Source organism: Pantoea sp. UBA4549, from assembly GCF_002387285.1.
In the GTDB taxonomy this organism is placed as follows: Bacteria; Pseudomonadota; Gammaproteobacteria; order Enterobacterales; family Enterobacteriaceae; genus Pantoea; species Pantoea borealis.
The window spans coordinates 167,053-185,035 of the sequence record NZ_DGLH01000006.1; the positions used below are offsets into that span (position 1 = coordinate 167,053).

At 54.2% G+C, this 17,983-nt stretch carries 15 protein-coding genes and 7 tRNA genes; 1 reads left to right on the forward strand and 21 read right to left on the reverse strand.

The window, feature by feature from the left end:
* Window positions 1-57 precede the first annotated feature (57 nt).
* From B3041_RS04140 to miaB, 9 genes are all read right to left on the reverse strand, one after another.
* Entirely contained in the window at window positions 58-783 is a 726-nt protein-coding gene (locus tag B3041_RS04140; RefSeq protein ID WP_292969661.1) for an amino acid ABC transporter ATP-binding protein, read from the reverse strand.
* The gene (gene gltK, locus B3041_RS04145) at window positions 784-1,461 is read right to left on the reverse strand and encodes a glutamate/aspartate ABC transporter permease GltK (RefSeq protein WP_065649875.1); all 678 of its coding nucleotides are present in this window, start codon (window positions 1,459-1,461) and stop codon (window positions 784-786) included.
* Window positions 1,461-2,201, reverse strand: a complete 741-nt coding sequence (locus B3041_RS04150; RefSeq protein ID WP_065650495.1) for an amino acid ABC transporter permease — start codon at window positions 2,199-2,201, stop codon at window positions 1,461-1,463. Before B3041_RS04150 ends, gltK begins: the two co-directional genes overlap by 1 nt.
* A gap of 158 nt (window positions 2,202-2,359) precedes the next feature.
* A complete protein-coding gene (locus tag B3041_RS04155) occupies window positions 2,360-3,253 on the reverse strand; it encodes a glutamate/aspartate ABC transporter substrate-binding protein (RefSeq protein WP_065649874.1) in 894 nt (297 codons plus the stop codon).
* Window positions 3,254-3,656: 403 nt separating this feature from the next.
* Window positions 3,657-5,183, reverse strand: a complete 1,527-nt coding sequence (gene lnt / locus B3041_RS04160) for an apolipoprotein N-acyltransferase (RefSeq protein WP_292969666.1) — start codon at window positions 5,181-5,183, stop codon at window positions 3,657-3,659.
* A gap of 4 nt (window positions 5,184-5,187) precedes the next feature.
* On the reverse strand, window positions 5,188-6,069 hold the full coding sequence (gene corC, locus B3041_RS04165) for a CNNM family magnesium/cobalt transport protein CorC (protein WP_292969668.1): 882 nt from the start codon (window positions 6,067-6,069) through the stop codon (window positions 5,188-5,190).
* Between the two features lie 81 nt (window positions 6,070-6,150).
* Entirely contained in the window at window positions 6,151-6,624 is a 474-nt protein-coding gene (ybeY, locus tag B3041_RS04170) for an rRNA maturation RNase YbeY (RefSeq protein WP_065649871.1), read from the reverse strand.
* Window positions 6,621-7,694, reverse strand: coding sequence for a PhoH family protein (locus B3041_RS04175; RefSeq protein ID WP_292969670.1), 1,074 nt, complete (start codon window positions 7,692-7,694; stop codon window positions 6,621-6,623). Before B3041_RS04175 ends, ybeY begins: the two co-directional genes overlap by 4 nt.
* Before the next feature lie 205 nt (window positions 7,695-7,899).
* On the reverse strand, window positions 7,900-9,324 hold the full coding sequence (gene miaB, locus B3041_RS04180; protein WP_065649869.1) for a tRNA (N6-isopentenyl adenosine(37)-C2)-methylthiotransferase MiaB: 1,425 nt from the start codon (window positions 9,322-9,324) through the stop codon (window positions 7,900-7,902).
* Window positions 9,325-9,565: 241 nt separating this feature from the next.
* On the opposite strand from miaB, the gene ubiF reads away from it, so the two are divergent.
* Window positions 9,566-10,738 (forward strand): 3-demethoxyubiquinol 3-hydroxylase, encoded by a 1,173-nt coding sequence (ubiF, locus tag B3041_RS04185; protein ID WP_292969673.1) that lies wholly within the window; start codon window positions 9,566-9,568, stop codon window positions 10,736-10,738.
* Between the two features lie 98 nt (window positions 10,739-10,836).
* On the opposite strand, the gene B3041_RS04190 is transcribed toward ubiF, so the two are convergent.
* The 12 genes from B3041_RS04190 to nagB all read right to left on the reverse strand — a co-directional run bounded on the left by B3041_RS04190 (window position 10,837) and on the right by nagB (window position 17,709).
* Window positions 10,837-10,911, reverse strand: a tRNA-Gln gene (locus tag B3041_RS04190).
* 28 nt (window positions 10,912-10,939) lie between these two features.
* A tRNA-Gln gene (locus tag B3041_RS04195) sits at window positions 10,940-11,014 on the reverse strand.
* 6 nt (window positions 11,015-11,020) lie between these two features.
* Window positions 11,021-11,097: transfer RNA gene (locus tag B3041_RS04200), tRNA-Met, on the reverse strand.
* A 30-nt stretch (window positions 11,098-11,127) separates the two neighbouring features.
* Window positions 11,128-11,202: transfer RNA gene (locus tag B3041_RS04205), tRNA-Gln, on the reverse strand.
* A gap of 34 nt (window positions 11,203-11,236) precedes the next feature.
* A tRNA-Gln gene (locus B3041_RS04210) sits at window positions 11,237-11,311 on the reverse strand.
* 21 nt (window positions 11,312-11,332) lie between these two features.
* Window positions 11,333-11,417, reverse strand: a tRNA-Leu gene (locus tag B3041_RS04215).
* Between the two features lie 8 nt (window positions 11,418-11,425).
* A tRNA-Met gene (locus tag B3041_RS04220) sits at window positions 11,426-11,502 on the reverse strand.
* Between the two features lie 217 nt (window positions 11,503-11,719).
* A complete protein-coding gene (asnB, locus tag B3041_RS04225; protein ID WP_292969675.1) occupies window positions 11,720-13,387 on the reverse strand; it encodes an asparagine synthase B in 1,668 nt (555 codons plus the stop codon).
* 298 nt (window positions 13,388-13,685) lie between these two features.
* Window positions 13,686-14,438 (reverse strand): HAD-IIA family hydrolase, encoded by a 753-nt coding sequence (locus B3041_RS04230; protein ID WP_039383168.1) that lies wholly within the window; start codon window positions 14,436-14,438, stop codon window positions 13,686-13,688.
* A gap of 37 nt (window positions 14,439-14,475) precedes the next feature.
* Window positions 14,476-15,696, reverse strand: coding sequence for a DNA-binding transcriptional regulator NagC (nagC, locus tag B3041_RS04235; protein WP_065649866.1), 1,221 nt, complete (start codon window positions 15,694-15,696; stop codon window positions 14,476-14,478).
* A gap of 7 nt (window positions 15,697-15,703) precedes the next feature.
* Window positions 15,704-16,852, reverse strand: a complete 1,149-nt coding sequence (gene nagA / locus B3041_RS04240; protein WP_065649865.1) for an N-acetylglucosamine-6-phosphate deacetylase — start codon at window positions 16,850-16,852, stop codon at window positions 15,704-15,706.
* Window positions 16,853-16,908: 56 nt separating this feature from the next.
* A complete protein-coding gene (gene nagB / locus B3041_RS04245) occupies window positions 16,909-17,709 on the reverse strand; it encodes a glucosamine-6-phosphate deaminase (protein WP_292969681.1) in 801 nt (266 codons plus the stop codon).
* Between the last annotated feature and the right edge of the window lie 274 nt (window positions 17,710-17,983).

A 17,983-nucleotide genomic window follows, 5' to 3' on the forward strand; every position in this document is an offset into this window, starting at 1 on the left:
GAGTGGTTAACACTGCGCGCCGCTGCGTTTGAGCAGGCGGCGCGCATGGATCAGCGCTTAGTGCAGAATTTTTGCCAGAAACTCTTTCGCGCGCCCGGACTGCGGATTATTAAAGAAGTCATCTTTGCGGGTGTCTTCGACAATTTTTCCTTCATCCATAAAGATAACGCGGTTGGCTACTTTGCGTGCAAAGCCCATTTCGTGTGTCACCACCATCATCGTCATGCCTTCATTGGCCAGTTCAACCATCACATCCAGCACTTCGTTGATCATCTCCGGATCGAGCGCGGAGGTGGGCTCATCAAACAGCATCGCGATTGGATCCATGCAGAGCGCACGGGCGATCGCTACGCGCTGTTGCTGCCCCCCTGAAAGCTGTCCTGGAAACTTCTCTGCATGGGCGGAGAGTCCCACGCGCTTCAGCAATGCCAGGCCTTTATCGCGCGCCGTCGCTTTGTCGCGCTTTAACACTTTTACCTGCGCCAGTACCAGGTTGTCGATGATACTCAGATGAGGAAACAGCTCAAAGTGCTGAAACACCATGCCGACCTGACTGCGCAGTTTGGCCAGATTAGTCTTTTTGTTGTTCACTTCAGTGCCGTTGACCTGAATGCTGCCCTGCTGAACCGGCTCCAGCCCGTTGACGGTTTTAATCAGCGTGGATTTGCCCGACCCTGATGGCCCGCAGACTACGACCACTTCTCCTTTTTTTACCTCGGTTGAGCAGTCGGTCAGCACCTGAAAGTGCCCATACCACTTAGAAACATTTTTCAGGCTAATCATTTAAACTGTCCTTTTTCTTTTCAGATAGCTAACCAGCAACGACGCGCTCAGGCTGATCGCGAAATAGACCAGACCGGCAAACAGAACCATTTCCACCTGGGTACCATCGCGCTCACCAATAGTTGAGGCGGTGCGGAAGAAATCCGCCAGGCTCAGGACATAGACCAGTGAGGTATCCTGGAACAGCACAATGCCCTGAGTAAGCAGCAGCGGCACCATGGCGCGGAACGCCTGTGGCAGAATAATCAGCTTCATTGATTGCCACTGCGTCATGCCAAGCGCCAGTGCGGCATTTGACTGTCCGCGTGAGATACTCTGGATACCGGCGCGAATAATCTCGGAATAGTAAGCAGCTTCAAATAGCGCAAAGGCCACCATGGCAGAGATAAGACGAATATCCGTCTGGGGCGACAGGCCCAGCACCTGCTGCAGAAAGCTCGGAACCACCAGGTAGAACCACAGCAGTACCATGACCAGCGGGACTGAACGGAACAGGTTAACGTAGAGTTTTGCAAACCAGCGTACCGGGGCAAGCGTTGAAAGACGCATGACGGCCAGAATGGTGCCCCAGATAATGCCAAACACCACCGCGACGGCGGTAATCTTCAGCGTGATTACCATGCCGTTAAGCAGGTAGGGCAGGCTGGGCGGAATAGAGCTCCAGTCAAAATCGTACATTATTTCCCTCCCAGGTTGCCGGGCAGGCGAATTTTGCGTTCTACCAGACTCATAACCAGCATAATCACCAGATTAATGCCGACATAGGCAAGCGTAATCGCGGTAAAGGACTCATAGGCGTGCGCCGAGTAGTCGAGCAGCTTGCCTGCCTGTGCAGCCAGGTCTACCAGGCCAATCGTAGAGGCGATGGCGGAATTCTTTACCAGGTTCAGCATTTCAGAGGTCATCGGCGGCACAATGACACGGTAGGCGTTAGGCAGCAGCACATAACGATAGGTTTGTGACAGCGTCAGTCCCATTGCCAGTCCGGCATTTTTCTGTCCGCGCGGCAGCGACTGAATTGCCGCCCGTACCTGTTCGCAGACGCGTGCTGCGGTAAAGAGCCCGAGACAAATCATAGAAGAGAGAAAGAACTGAATATTTGGATCGAGTTCCGCCTTAAACCACATGCCGAGTTTTTCACCGACCAGTTCCGGTGCCACCAGATACCAGAAGAAGAACTGTACAATCAGCGGAATATTACGAAACAGCTCTACATAGCAGGTGCCAATCGCAGCCAGCAGGCGATTAGGGACGGTACGCAGAATGCCAAACAGCGATCCCACCAGAAAGGCGATAATCCAGGCGCAGCAGGAGACCGCGACGGTCACCTGAAATCCGGACCACAGCCAGCCAAGGTAAGTCGTATTGCCGAACGGAGCCTGCTGTAAAAAAATGCCCCAGTTCCAGTCGATACCCATAACGAGCTCCGGTAAAAAAAGGGTAGCCAGGCTACCCATAAGATTGTTGAGCGGTTTTTTTTCTGCCGCAGGGGAACGACCCGCAGCAGTCTGTCTGTCCATACCGCATGTTCAGCAATCAGGAGGGCAGCCTGGCTGCCCGTGTTATCGTTGTTACGTTACAGCGCCTTGTCGTTAGGTGCTTTAAACAGGGCCTGCATATCGGAGGAGAGCTCAAAATTCAGGTTGAGGTTTTTGGGCGGAATAGGTTGTTTGAACCATTTATCGAACCATTTAGTCGCTTCACCGGAGGTCTGCGCTTTAGCAATGGTGTCATCCAGCAGCTGTTTAAACTGTGGATCGTCTTTACGCAGCATGCAGCCGTAAGCTTCTTTGGATTGCGGTGTGCCCGTAATCTCCCAGTTATCAGGTTTCTTCGCCTTGGCGCGTTCGCCAGCCAGCAGGGCATCATCCATCATAAAGGCGACGGCACGTCCGGTTTCCAGCGTCCGGAACGAGTCACCATGATCTTTGGCACTGATAATGCGCATATCGAGCTTTTTCTCATCATTCAGCTTCCGCAGCAGAATTTCAGAGGTCGTGCCGGAGGTCACCACAACCGTTTTGCCTTTCAGATCGGTGAAGTCTTTAATGTCACCGCCTTTTTTCACCAGTAAACGGGTGCCGATAATAAAGATGGTGTCAGAGAAAGCAGCCTGCTGCTGACGTTCAACGTTATTCGTGGTGGAACCACATTCAAAATCGTAGGTGCCGTTCTGCAGCAGTGGAATACGGTTCTGCGAGGTTATAGGCAGCATTTTGATTTGCAGATCGGGTTTGTTCAGTTTGGCTTTGATCGCGGCCACAATAGCGCTGGAGTAGTCCTGCGAATAGCCAACAACTTTTTGCTGGTTGTCATAATAAGAAAAGGGAACGGATGACTCACGATGGCCGACGACAATAACGCCGCTGTCGTTAATCTTTTTCAGCGTGCCGGTGAGATCTTCTGCCTGAGCCGCGCCCGCTGCTGCTCCCAACAGCAGAAGTGATAAGGCCACTTTGCGCATTTGCATGTTCCAACTCCTTCGTGTGGATGTCGCGCAGAATAAAACTGCGCAGAGCGTGATGTGATGTCTGTGTCCTGCTGCTTTTTTTAATAACCCTTTAGCGCAACTGCGCGCAGGATAGGGACTAACATAGCGAAATGTTAACGCAATGAAACAAAAAACTTTGTTTTTTGCGAGCCGCTCCGCACCATTACAAAGCAATATCACTGCCTTGCGCCGTTTCAGTGCGCAGCCGTGCCCGGTAACAGTGCGCAATGCTGACGGCAGGCAGACTGCTGCCGGCATTAGCCATGGTTGCCATGGTTAACAGCAAGCTTCGTGCCATATCAGATGGCAGTGCAGGAAAATGTTGCAGCAAAACGGCAAAAAAAAGCGAAGCCGTAGCTTCGCTTCAGGGAGAGTGCGTACGTCAGACGCGACGGCGTACAATGGCAGCAGTGATCGCTGCGAGCGTCAGTAACCAGACAGGCCAGATACCGCTGCGTGCATAGGGCGTTTCACCTGCAGTAGGTGTTACGCGCGCCTCCAGTACCCGGCGGGTAAACTGCGGTATCATCTTCTCAACATCGCCATCGGCGTTGACTACCGCCGTAACGCCGTTGTTTGTTGAGCGCAGCAGCGGACGGCCCAGCTCAAGTGCACGCATGCGCGCCATCTGAAAATGCTGCCACGGGCCAATTGAGTGGCCGAACCAGGCATCATTTGAAACCGTCAGCAGGAAGTTAGTATCTGGCCGGAAGTTGGCACGGACCTGTTCTCCCAGGACGATTTCATAGCAGATGGCGCTGGTGAGGTTATAACCCGCCACGTTAAGCTGTGGCTGAACGTAAGCCCCGCGGCTGAAAGAGGACATCGGCAGATCGAAGAACGGCGCCAGCGGACGCAGCAGGCTCTCCAGCGGCACAAACTCGCCAAACGGGACCAGATGGTTTTTCTGATAGCGGTTGCGGCTCTGATAGCTGTAGGGCTGCTTGCCGCCGAGCACGATGACGGAATTATAATCATGATAGCGATTATCCCCCTCAATGCGTGAGTCAACAATGCCGGTGATCAGGCTGCTGCCGCGCGCGCGCAGCTCCGCATCCAGCGCATGTAAGAAGGGCTGCTGATTACTCTCAAGATCGGTAATAGCAGATTCAGGCCAGATAATCAGCGGTGCGCTGCCTATAAAGGGCTGACTGTAGCTGGTATAGACGCGCAGCGTGTCGCGCAGCTGCTGCGGATCCCACTTCATCGACTGCGGAATATTACCCTGTACCATCGCCACATCCACGCTGCGTGCCGGCAGTGGCTGATACCAGTGCAGCATACGCAGCGGCCACGGCAGCAGCAGCAGGGCTGCAGCAACGATCAGACTTCTCAGACTGCGCTGGTGCAGGGCAAAGACCAGCAGCCCGGCAATCATCATCAGCAGGAAGGTGATGGTCTCAACGCCCGCAAGCGGCGCAATACCTTTCAGCGGCCCGTCAATCTGGCTGTAGCCAAACTGCAGCCAGGGGAAACCGGTCAGTACCCAGCCGCGCAAAAACTCACTGATTTGCCATAATGCCGGTGCCGCCAGCGCCAGCCGCCATACGGTAGCACGCGGCCAGAAGCGGTTAAGCACCACGGCAAACAACAGCGGATAGAGCGCCAGATACGCTGCCAGCAGCAGCACCAGAAAGACATTTATCGGGCCAGGCATACCGCCAAACGTAGCGATGCTGACATAGACCCAGTTAATGCCGCTGCCAAACAGGCCAAAGCCCCATGTAAAGCCGATCGCTGCAGCCTGTGCAGGACGACGGCCTGGCAGTAAGACCTGCAAACCCGCCAGCGAGATAAGTGCTGCAGGCCAGAAGTCGTAAGGAGAAAAGGCGAGGGTGCCGGTGGCACCCGCAATCAGCGCCAGCAGCAGACGTATCCGCTGGCGGGAAAAAAGAGAGGCTGATGCCATAGAATTATTCGTCTTCGAGTTGCGGTTGTGGAGAATCTTCCGGAATTTTCACATGCACCTGAATAATACGACGGCTGTCTGCCATAGCGATTTTGAAGTGGTAGTCATCAATAGTGATACTCTCGCCGCGCGCTGGCAGATGGCCGAAGCCCTGCATAACCAGACCACCAATCGTATCCACTTCGTCGTCGCTGAAATCAGTGCCAAACGCCTCATTGAAGTCTTCAATCGGCGTCAGCGCCCGTACCGTGTAGGTGTGGCGGTTAAGCTGACGAATGTCGCGATCTTCTTCGTCGTCATACTCATCTTCAATTTCGCCGACAATCAGCTCCAGAATATCTTCAATCGTAACCAGACCAGATACGCCACCAAACTCATCAATAACAATCGCCATATGATAGCGCTGCGAGCGGAACTCTTTCAGCATGCGGTCAACACGCTTGCTTTCCGGCACTACCACCGCCGGACGCAGCACCTTTTCCATGCTGAATGGCTCAGCGCTGCTGCTCATAAACGGCAGCAGATCTTTTGCCATCAGAATGCCTTCAACGTGATCTTTATCTTCGCTGATGACCGGAAAGCGCGAGTGTGCAGATTCAATAATCACTGCCAGGCACTCTTCCAGACTCTGATTGCGCTTCAGGGTGATCATCTGCGAGCGCGGGATCATGATATCGCGCACGCGCTGTTCGGCAATGTCGAGCACCCCTTCCAGCATGTCGCGGGTATCCTGATCAATCAGCTCTTTTTGTTCAGAATCACGGATCAGACTCAGCAGTTCATCACGATTTTTAGGTTCACCGTGAAACAGCTGGCTAAGCAGCAGGGAAAAGAAGCCCTTTTTACTACTGGGGGCGTCGTTGTTTTGAGAATGGTCGTCGCTCATGGCGTTTTAATTACGATCTCGCTGTTAGATAAGGATAGCTGCCCGCGTCCCGCCGGCAGCACAGTAGCCTGAACCCGTGGCTCAGGCGTCTTCTTTCTCCGAAATGTACGGGTCGGGATAACCAAGAGCAAGCATTATCTCAGTCTCCAGCGCCTCCATCTCTTCGGCTTCACTGTCTTCAATATGGTCATAACCCAGCAGATGCAGCGTGCCGTGTACCACCATATGTGCCCAGTGGGCTTCCGTGCTTTTACCCTGTTCAGCCGCTTCCTGCTCAACCACCTGGCGGCAGATGATTAAATCGCCCAGCAGGGGCAGTTCAATACCCGGCGGTGCTTCAAAAGGAAAGGAGAGCACGTTGGTCGGCTTATCTTTGCCGCGGTAAGTCAGGTTTAGCTCGTGACTCTCCGCTTCATCAACCAGGCGAATAGTCACTTCGCTTTCAGGCTGAAAAGGGGTGACGGCCGCTTCCAGCCAGCGCTGAAAAGCGGTTTCTTCCGGCAGGCCGTGTGCTTCGGCGCAGGCCTGCTGTAAATCCAGTACTACCGTACTCATGACGGCTCCTGTGGTGGTGTGGCGATCGCAGCCTGTGCAGCCAGCGATTCCCGTTTACGCTCTTCCGCCAGTTTATCACGGCGTTTCTGATCCGCCTCTTCCCAGGCTTCATACGCGTTTACAATACGTGCCACGACCGGGTGGCGTACCACATCTTCGCTGTGGAAGAAGTTAAAGCTGATTTCGTCAACGTCAGCCAGCACTTCAATCGCATGGCGCAGACCCGACTTAGTGCTGCGCGGCAGGTCAATCTGCGTCACGTCACCGGTGATCACCGCTTTCGAGTTAAAGCCGATGCGCGTCAGGAACATCTTCATCTGTTCAATGGTGGTGTTCTGGCTCTCATCAAGGATCACAAACGCATCATTCAGCGTACGGCCGCGCATATAGGCGAGCGGCGCCACCTCAATCACGTTACGCTCCATCAGCTTTTCAACCCGCTCAAAGCCGAGCATCTCAAACAGTGCGTCATAAAGCGGACGCAGATAGGGATCAACCTTCTGGCTCAGATCGCCAGGCAGAAAGCCCAGTTTTTCACCCGCTTCTACTGCCGGACGGGTCAGCAGAATACGACGGATCTCCTGACGCTCCAGCGCATCAACCGCGGCGGCTACTGCGAGATAGGTTTTACCGGTACCCGCCGGGCCGATACCAAAGGTGATATCGTGGTCGAGAATGTTGGCGATATACTGCGCCTGATTCGGCGTGCGCGGCTTAATCACGCCGCGTTTGGTTTTAATGTTTACCGCTTTGCCATACTCCGGCACGCTTTCAGCGGTCTGCTCCAGCACCCGGCTCTCTTTAATGGCCAGATGGATCTGATCCGGTTCGATATCCGGAATGTGGCCACGTACCGGCGCGGTATCCACGTACAGCGTACGCAGAATATGTGCAGCGGCGTCAACGCTGAGGGCCCGGCCCACCAGCTTAAACTGGTTATCACGGCGGTTGATTTCGATGCCCAGACGGCGTTCCAGCTGCTTCACATTGTCATCAAACGGACCGCACAGGCTCATCAGACGCTGGTTGTCGGCAGGTTCCAGGGCGATTTCACGAGTTTCGATATTCAATTGAATCCTTTGGGTCACACAGGGCCAGTTGAAAAAGTGTAGGGATGCCGCGCGTGCGCGTCATCAGCGTATGACAAAATTATTTATGGGACAGCATCAGGACGCAAGCGCAGGGAAAGATATTTGGGCGAGCGCTGCAGAATGCAAGGGCTGGCGGATGAAACAGGCGGCAGCACGCTGCGTGCTGCCGCACAGTCATTAATTGTCAGGGCTGATACAGGCCGACGCCGGTTTCATCCTCTTTGCGGGTGCGGGCAATCACGGCTGCCGGACTCTGCGCTACGCGCAGTCCCATGCGATCTTCGGTGCGTACGACCACGCCGCGCAGTGAGTTGGCGTAGACATCAACGATTTCAACGTCGACAAATCTGCCAATCATGCTGACTGAGCCTTCAAAGTTCACTACACGGTTATTTTCAGTACGTCCGGTCAGCTCCATCACATTTTTACGTGATGTGCCCTCAACCAGAATACGCTGAACGGTGCCAACCATGCGGCGGCTGATCGCCATTGCCTGCTGCTGGATACGATCCTGCAGTATGTAAAGGCGCTGCTTTTTCTCCTCTTCCGGCACGTCATCAGGCAGATCGGCCGCAGGCGTACCCGGACGGGCAGAGTAGATAAAGCTGTAGCTGGTATCAAAGTTAACGTCGTGGATCAGCTTCATGGTCTGTTCAAAATCGTGCTGGGTTTCACCCGGGAAGCCGATGATGAAATCAGAGCTGATTTCGATATCAGGGCGTGCTGCGCGCAGCTTGCGAATAATTGCTTTGTACTCCAGCGCGGTGTGCGCACGCTTCATCAGCGTCAGAATACGATCGGCACCGCTCTGAACCGGCAGATGCAGGAAGCTCACCAGCTCCGGCGTATCGCGATAGACATCAATGATGTCATCGGTGAACTCAATCGGATGGCTGGTGGTAAAGCGGATGCGATCGATACCGTCAATGGCGGCGACCAGACGCAGCAGCTCGGCAAACGTGCAGATCTGGTCATCAAAAGTTGGGCCGCGATAGGCGTTGACGTTCTGACCCAGCAGATTGACCTCGCGCACACCCTGAGCCGCCAGCTGAGCGATTTCCAGCAGAATATCGTCGCAGGGACGACTGACTTCTTCGCCGCGGGTATACGGCACCACGCAGAAAGTGCAATATTTATTGCACCCTTCCATGATAGAGACGAAAGCCGTCGGGCCTTCAGCGCGCGGCTCAGGCAGACGGTCAAATTTTTCAATTTCCGGGAAGCTGACGTCAACGACCGGGCTTTTATTGCCACGTACCTGATTAATCATCTCCGGCAGGCGATGCAGTGTCTGTGGCCCAAAGACGATATCAACACACTGCGCACGCTGACGCAGTTTATCGCCTTCCTGCGACGCCACGCAGCCGCCCACGCCGATGATAAGATCCGGATTGGCCGCTTTAAGCTTTTTCCAGCGCCCTAACAGGTGAAAAACTTTCTCCTGCGCTTTCTCACGGATAGAGCAGGTGTTGAGCAGCAGAACATCTGCGTCTTCGGCTTCCTCCGTCAGAGTGTAGCCGTGCGTACTGTTCAGCAGGTCAGCCATCTTGGATGAATCATACTCATTCATCTGACAGCCCCAGGTTTTGATATGCAGTTTTTTGGTCATTGAACCAGCCATTGAATCTGAGCAGGGAAGTGCAGGGGGCATAGTGTAATGCTTTGGGGGGGATGTGACCAGCGTGCCTGTCATACTTCGCGCTGCTGAGTGTCAGCCGGACTGCTGCACAGCAGCGAGGGGGCAAAGAGAGGGGGAAGCGGCTCAGCCCCCTATTGCGGATGATTTCCGGTACACTTTGTTTATCAGCAAACGCCGTAGGGCGTTATGGCAACAGGAAAGGTGAGGATCGATGCAGGAGAGACAGTATGACGTGGTCATCGTCGGAGGTGGCATGGTGGGGGCCGCACTGGCCTGCGGGCTGGCGCAGCAGCAGTTCCGCGTCGCTGTCATTGAGCGTGCAGAACCTGATGCGTTTGATGCCAGCCGTGAGCCTGATATCCGTATATCCGCCATTGGTGCTTCTTCGGTTGCGCTGCTGCAGCAGCTGGGTGCCTGGGCACGCGTAGAGACGATGCGCAGCGCACCCTATCGCAAACTGGAAACCTGGGAGTGGCAGAGCGCGCACGTTACGTTTGATGCGGCATCGCTGGGCCTGCCGGTGCTCGGCTATATGGTGGAGAACCGCGTACTGCAGCGGGCGCTGTGGGAACAGATGCAGCAGGATGGCGTTGCGCTGTTATGCCCGGCAACCCTGCAGGATCTGCAGCCGCACAGCGGCGGCTGGCACGTGACGCTGGATCAGGGCGCACCGCTTGATGCCCGGCTGGTGGTTGGCGCGGATGGCGCTAACTCGCGGGTGCGTCAGCTGTCAGGCATCGGTGTACACGGCTGGAACTATGCGCAATCCTGCATGCTTATCAGTGCTGAATGTGAACACGCAGCGGGCGATACCACCTGGCAGCAATTTACCCCGCAGGGGCCGCGCGCCTTTCTGCCGCTGTTTGACCAGCATGCATCGCTGGTGTGGTATGACGCACCTGCACGTATCCGGCAGCTGCAGGCGCTGCCATTAAGCCAGCTGGAGAAAGAGGTCAGTCTGAACTTCCCGGCCCGTCTCGGACGTTTCCAGGTAAAAAGCGCGGCGTCGTTCCCGCTGGTCCGGCGTCACGCCACGCGCTACGTCATGCCGGGACTGGCGCTGGTGGGGGATGCTGCACATACAATTAATCCGCTGGCGGGGCAGGGGGTTAACCTGGGCTATCGCGATGTGGATGCGCTGATTACGGTGTTAACCGAGTCGCGCAGTCAGGCACAGACGTGGTCAGCGATGGCGGTGCTGCAGCGCTATCAGCGTGAACGCTATCGTGACAATCTGCTGATGCAGGGCGGTATGGATCTGTTCTATTTTGCCTTCAGCAATGCGCTGCCGCCGCTGCGGCTGGCACGTAATCTGGGATTGATGGCGGCGGAGCGCGCTGGCGGACTGAAGCGTCGCGCGCTGCGTTACGCGCTGGGGCTCTGATCGGATTCTCTGCTGGCGCAACGCGCTGGCAGAATGCGCGGCATTTTACTGAACGTCAGAAACAACAAAGCCCGCAAAAGCGGGCCTGTTGTGCAATTTGGCTGGGGTGCAGGGATTCGAACCCCGGAATGCTGGTATCAGAAACCAGTGCCTTACCGCTTGGCGACACCCCAATAGGTGTTAGATCAAATTGTCTTTGTATGGCTGGGGTGCAGGGATTCGAACCCCGGAATGCTGGTATCAGAAACCAGTGCCTTACCGCTTGGCGACACCCCAATTATCTGGTGGCTACGACGGGAATCGAACCTGTGACCCCATCATTATGAGTGATGTGCTCTAACCGACTGAGCTACGTAGCCATTCTACTGCTTTACTGCTTTTCCCGATGCTGGCTGGGATACCTGGATTCGAACCAGGGAATGCCGGTATCAAAAACCGGTGCCTTACCGCTTGGCGATATCCCATCTGTTAACGCGTATCCACGAAAACATATCGGATTGGCTGGGGTACCTGGATTCGAACCAGGGAATGCCGGTATCAAAAACCGGTGCCTTACCGCTTGGCGATACCCCATCCGGCTGCCGAAGACTGAAATGGTGCGGGAGGCGAGACTTGAACTCGCACACCTTGCGGCGCCAGAACCTAAATCTGGTGCGTCTACCAATTTCGCCACTCCCGCAAAAAAGATGGTGGCTACGACGGGAATCGAACCTGTGACCCCATCATTATGAGTGATGTGCTCTAACCGACTGAGCTACGTAGCCATCTTTTTTCGCGTTACCTTCAACGGCGTTGCGGGGCGCATTATGCGTATTGAGCTTTGTAGCGTCAACAGTTTTTTTGCCGTTTTTTACCTTGCGGTGCCCGTTTGTCTGGCTTGTAACCAGCCTGGCGCTTTATTCATCGATTTTCGATCACATCCGCGTCAGTTGCAACTAAAAAGGGACCGCTGCGGGTCCCTTATTTTTTCTGACACGACGCTTATTTGTAAGCGGACTGATGCACGCCAACGGCACGGCCGGAAGGATCGTCCATGGATTTGAACGCCTCATCCCACTCAATCGCTTTGGCCGAAGAGCAGGCCACAGACGGTCCGCCAGGCACACACTCCGCCGCGCTCGGCAGCGGGAACAGCTCCTCAAAAATTTCGCGATAGAGATACGCTTCTTTAGAGCCAGGCGTGTTGTGCGGGAAGCGGAAGTGCGCGGTCGCCAGCTGCTGATCGCTTACCTGCTGCGCCGCCACTTCTTTCAGCGTATCGATCCAGCTGTAACCGACGCCATCAGAAAACTGCTCTTTCTGACGCCACGCCACGCTCTCCGGCAGATAAGATGAGAAGCATTCACGCAGAATGTGCTTTTCCATCTTCCCGTTGCTGCCGCACAGTTTATCTTCCGGGTTGATGCGCATTGCTACATCAAGGAACTTTTTGTCCAGGAACGGCACGCGTGCTTCTACACCCCAGGCTGACATCGCTTTGTTGGCGCGTGCGCAGTCAAACATATGCAGCGCCAGCAGTTTACGTACGTTCTCTTCATGGAACTCGCGGGCGTTTGGCGCTTTATGGAAGTAGAGATAGCCGCCAAATACTTCGTCCGCGCCTTCACCTGAAAGCACCATTTTGATACCCATCGCCTTGATTTTGCGCGACATCAGATACATCGGCGTTGAGGCGCGAATGGTGGTGACATCGTAGGTTTCGATGTGGTAAATCACGTCACGGATCGCGTCCAGACCTTCCTGCACCGTGAAATGAATTTCGTGGTGCACGGTACCGAGATGATCGGCAACTGCCTGTGCAGCTTTCAGATCGGGCGAACCTTCCAGACCGACAGCAAACGAGTGCAGCTGTGGCCACCAGGCGTCGCTCTTATCAGCATCTTCCACCCGTTTAGCGGCAAAACGCTTGGTGACGGCTGAAATGATTGAAGAGTCCAGTCCGCCTGAGAGCAGCACGCCGTAAGGAACATCAGACATCAGATGGCTTTTTACTGACTCTTCCAGCGCATGTTTCAGGCCGGCAGCATCCGTGGTGTTCTGCGCAACCGCCGCAAAATCCATCCAGTCGCGCTGCCAGTAACGGCGGATCTCACCGTCAGTGCTGGAGAGGTAGCTTCCCGGCGGGAATTCTTTAATAGAGCGGCAGACCGGGACCAGCGCTTTCATTTCAGACGCCACGTAAAGGTTGCCATGCTCATCATTACCCATATAGAGCGGAATGATACCGATATGATCGCGACCAATCAGGTACTGCTGTTTTACGCTGTCCCACAGGATGAAAGCAAACATACCCTGCAGGTCGTCGAGGAAATCGACACCTTTTTCCTGATAGAGCGCCAGGATCACTTCGCAGTCGGAGCCGGTCTGAAACGCGTAACGATCGCTCAGCTCAGCGCGCAGCGCCTGATGGTTATAAATTTCGCCGTTCACGGCCAGTACGTGGGTGTGGTCAGCGTTATACAGCGGCTGTGCGCCGTTGTTAACGTCAACGATTGAAAGGCGCTCATGCACCAGGATAGCGTTATCGTCGGCAAACACACCTGACCAGTCCGGGCCGCGGTGACGCATCAGACGGGAACACTCCAGCGCTTTCTTACGCAGTTCAGCAGAATCGCTTTTCAGATCCAGCACACCAAAAATCGAACACATAACTGACTCCTGATCTCACCCTGTGGCGATGTTATTTTGCATTTGTCCGGCAGCCTGCGCTGCGTGATGTATAAGAAAATGCGCTAATTGGTGGTGGTTACGCAAGCAAAATAACGTTTTTATGATAAATAGAGTGTTGCACAGGTGAATAAATTGAATTTTATCTAAAATAATAGCCATATTTTTAGATGGCATCTAATAATTTGCCGGTTTAGATCTTTTTGTCACCAGTGGTCTGAAACAAAAACGCCCCGCACACCGGTAAGTGAGCAGGGCGTCAGCTGGTTCACCGCACCAGTCAGAACAGATCGATATCGGCGACGGAAGGAAAAATCCAGTCAGGCCGGAACGGCATCGCATCGATGTCGCTCAGGGTGGAGACACCTGACAGCACCAGAATGGTTTCGAGCCCGGCCTGGAAGCCCGCCAGAATGTCCGTGCGCAGGTTATCGCCCACGATTACCGTCTCTTCAGAGTGCGCATGCATTTTATTCAGCGCCGCCCGCATAATGTAGGGGCTGGGCTTGCCGACATAAAACGGCTTGCGTCCGGAAATGGTTTCGATACCGGCGCAGAGTGCGCCGCAGGCGGGAATAAAGCCGCGCGCATGGGTATCCGGATTGGTTGCAATAAAGCGCGCGCCATTAGCCACAAAAAAAGCGGCTTTATGCATCATATCCCAGTTAAACGAACGCGTTTCACCGACGATAACAAAGTCAGGATTGACATCGGTAATGGTAAAGCCGGCGTTATAGAGTTCGTGAACCAGCGCACCTTCCCCGATCACATAGGCTTTTTTTCCTTCCTGACGACGCAGGAAATCAGCGGTGGCCATAGCAGAGGTATAAAAAACGGAGTCAGGAATGTCGACGCCAGCGTTGGAAAAACGGTTGGCCAGATCCTGCGCTGTCTGCGACGGATAGTTAGTCAGCACAACCAGCGGCATGCCTTTTTCCAGAATGCGCTGCAGAAATTCATTAGCCCCTTTCACGGCGGTGTTGTCATGCATCAACACGCCATCAATATCACAGATTACGCTTTTAATGGTCATACACGATCCCGGTCAGGCCTGCTCATGCAGGTTACAGTTAATCTTCCAGCAGATGCTGCAGCAGAATGCCATTTAGCATAGCGCGTTTCGCCAGCGCAAACGCGCCAATTGCAGAGCGATGATCCAGCTGCGAGCGCACAACCGGCAGGTTTTTCCGAAACTCGCGCAGCACCTGCGTATTGATACAGCTCTCGATGGCGGGAAACAGCACTTTGTCTGCTTCAGTGATTTCGCCCGCCAGCACCACCTTTTGCGGGTTAAAAAGGTTGATTGCGATCGCAATCGCTTTGCCGAGATAACGACCAACATACTCAATCACTTCACACGCCAGCGCGTCGCCCTGATTAGCAGCGTGACAAATTTGCGGCATCAGGCAGTTATCCAGTGACAGCACACTCGGATACCCCTGATTCAGCAGATGGCGTACGCGGTTTTCAATGGCACCATTCGCGGCGATGGTTTCCAGACAGCCAAAGTTGCCGCAGTGGCAGCGCTCGCCTAACGGATCCACCTGAATATGGCCGATTTCACCCACGTTACCGTTACTGCCCAGGAAAATCTGTCCGTTAGCAATGATGCCGGCACCGGTCCCGCGATGCAGCCGCACCAGAATCGAATCAGCACAGTCGCGGCTTGCACCAAAGTAGTGCTCCGCCAGCGCCAGACTGCGGATATCGTGACCCACAAAGCTGGTCACGCTGAACCGCTGCTGCAGGCTGGCTACCAGCGGCCAGTGGCTGACGGCAATGTGCGGCATATAGCGGATAATGCCTTTAACCGGATCGACCAGACCGGGCAGGATCACTGCGATGGCGATCAGCTCATGAATTTTGCGCTGATGCACGTTAATAAACGCGCTAATGGCATTGAATAGCGCGTTCTCCAGCGTCTCCTGCGTGCGTTCCGGTAGCGGATAATCTTCCTGCGCCAGCGATTTACCGCTTAAATCAAACAGGGTGAGCGTGGCATCGTTGCGCCCGAGACGGACGCCGATGGTATGAAAGTGACGGGTTTCCGTAATAATGGAGATGGCGCGGCGACCTCCGGTAGAGGCCTGCTGCTCAACCTCTTTGATCAAGCCGCGTTCAATCAGCTGACGGGTAATCTTGGTGACACTGGCGGGCGCAAGCTGGCTGAGATCGGCAATCTGAATGCGCGAAATCGGCCCCTGTTGATCGATCAACCGATAAACGGCTGCGCTATTGAGTTGTTTGACAAGATCGACATTTCCTATTTGAGTCTGGCCGCCAGTGGTCATTCAATGCTTACTCGCTGAGGACGCTCTCTCCATTGACGAACGTCTTAATGATTTGATAATCGCGGGTAAAAACAGTGAGGTTAGCGGCTTTTCCTGCAGCTACCGTGCCCAGCTGTTTTTCCACGCCCATAGCTCTTGCCGGATAAAGCGTTGCCATACGTAGCGCCTCATCCAGGGCAATGCCGCAATACTCTACGCTGTTCTGCACCGCTTCAATCATTGTCAGTGCTGAACCGCTCAGGGTTCCATGCTCATCCACGCACAGGCCATTGCGATAGTATATTGTTTTACCTGCAAAAATGAATTTATCAATCGCGGCACCTGCCGGCGCAGTCGCGTCAGTCACCAGAATCAGCCGTTCGCCTTTAAGCCGTTTTGCCATGCGCACGTTAGCGTAATTGACATGTAAGCCATCTGCAATGATGCCGCAGTATACATCAGGCGAATCAAACAGCGCACCGACCAGTCCGGGTTCACGTCCGCTAAATGGACTCATCGCATTATAAAGGTGGGTCGCGAAAGTAATGCCAGCGCTGAATCCGGCTTTTGCTTCGGCATAGGTCGCATTAGAGTGTCCGGCCGAGACGATAATACCGGCTGCGCTGAGCTGACGAATAACGTCGCTGCCTGCCTGTTCAGGCGCCAGCGTGACTTTAGTAATGACATCGGCGTTGGCACAGAGATAGTCGACCAGTGCAGGATCGGGCTGGCGTATCAGGGCGGGATTGTGCGTCCCTTTTTTCTCCCGGTTAAGCCAGGGGCCTTCAAGGTGCAAACCCAGCGCCTGATTCTGATGCGTTGTCAGCCAGGCTCGCATAGTCTCTACCGCCCGCTGCATCAGTTCATCACTGCTGGTAATCAGCGTGGGCAGAAAGCTGGTACAGCCTGACTTTTCATTAGCGCGCTGCATTATCTCCAGCGTTTCCACGCTCAGCGCCTCAGGCGAATCGTTGAATTGCACACCGCCGCAGCCGTTAAGCTGCAGGTCGATAAAGCCGGGAGCGATAAATGCGCCTGCCATATCCTGTTGCGGTAGTGCTGCATCCAGCATGGCGCGCGGGCAAACCCGATCAATAATACCGTCCGCGATAACTACCGCGTGATCGTCCAGAATGTCATAGCCGGTAAAAATCCGGCCGTTTACTAATGCGTACATTATCTCTCTCCCGGCTGCGCCAGCTGCCAACGACAGCAGGCTTCTACATCGTGCTCTCAGACGCCCTGCATATTTTCCGCTTCAAGCTCGCGGAAATATTTTACCGTTTTAACTTTCAGTTCCATTGTCGCCGGCTCATCGCATACCACAACCGCTTTTGGATGCAGCTGCAGACAGCTGATGGTCCACATATGGTTTACGTTGCCCTCTACCGCCGCCTGAAGCGCCTGCGCTTTGACGTGACCTGTAACCAGAATCATCACCTCTTCTGCATCCAGCAGCGTACCCACGCCAACGGTCAGCGCATATTTAGGTACCTGGCTGACATCGCCATCAAAAAAGCGTGAATTAGCGACACGCGTATCATGCGTCAGCGTTTTTATACGGGTACGCGATGAGAGCGAGGAGGCGGGTTCATTAAACGCGATATGACCATCATTGCCTACACCACCCATAAACAGATGGATTTTACCGAGCGCACGAATCTTCTCTTCATACTGGCGACATTCTGCGTCAATATCTTCCGCATTGCCATTCAGAAGATTGATGTTTTCTGACGGAATATCAACGTGATCGAAAAAGTTGCGATACATAAAGCTGTGATAGCTTTCCGGATGCGCTTTGGGCAGGCCGACATATTCATCCATGTTGAATGTCACGACATATTTAAAGCTGACCTGGCCTGCTTTGTGCATCTCAATCAGATGCTTGTAAGCTTCCAGCGGAGTGCCGCCCGTAGGTAACCCCAGAACAAAGGGACGCTCCGGACCTGGGTTAAAGGCGTTGATTCGGTTGACGATATGGCGGGCCGCCCATTTTCCTACCTGAGCAGGCGTAGCCAGCGGAATCAGTCTCATAGTGCACCTCGGTTAAACAGATAAAAGAATGTGCTGTAGCTGCCGTCATTAAGTGTGAACGCGGTCAGCGCGTTTATCAGCAGGCTATAGCGAAAAAGAGCGATTGATATTTTTTATCATAAAATAAGTTTGTAGCAGTGACCAGTATTAAGCGACTTATATTGGCTATTAAGGTGATAAAAGTCACAACTGGAGCGGTTTTAATTTGCGAGGCGAATTAATTTATCTTTACACTGCATCTCGCAGAGAATCGTCTTTTCAACACGCCAGGTGC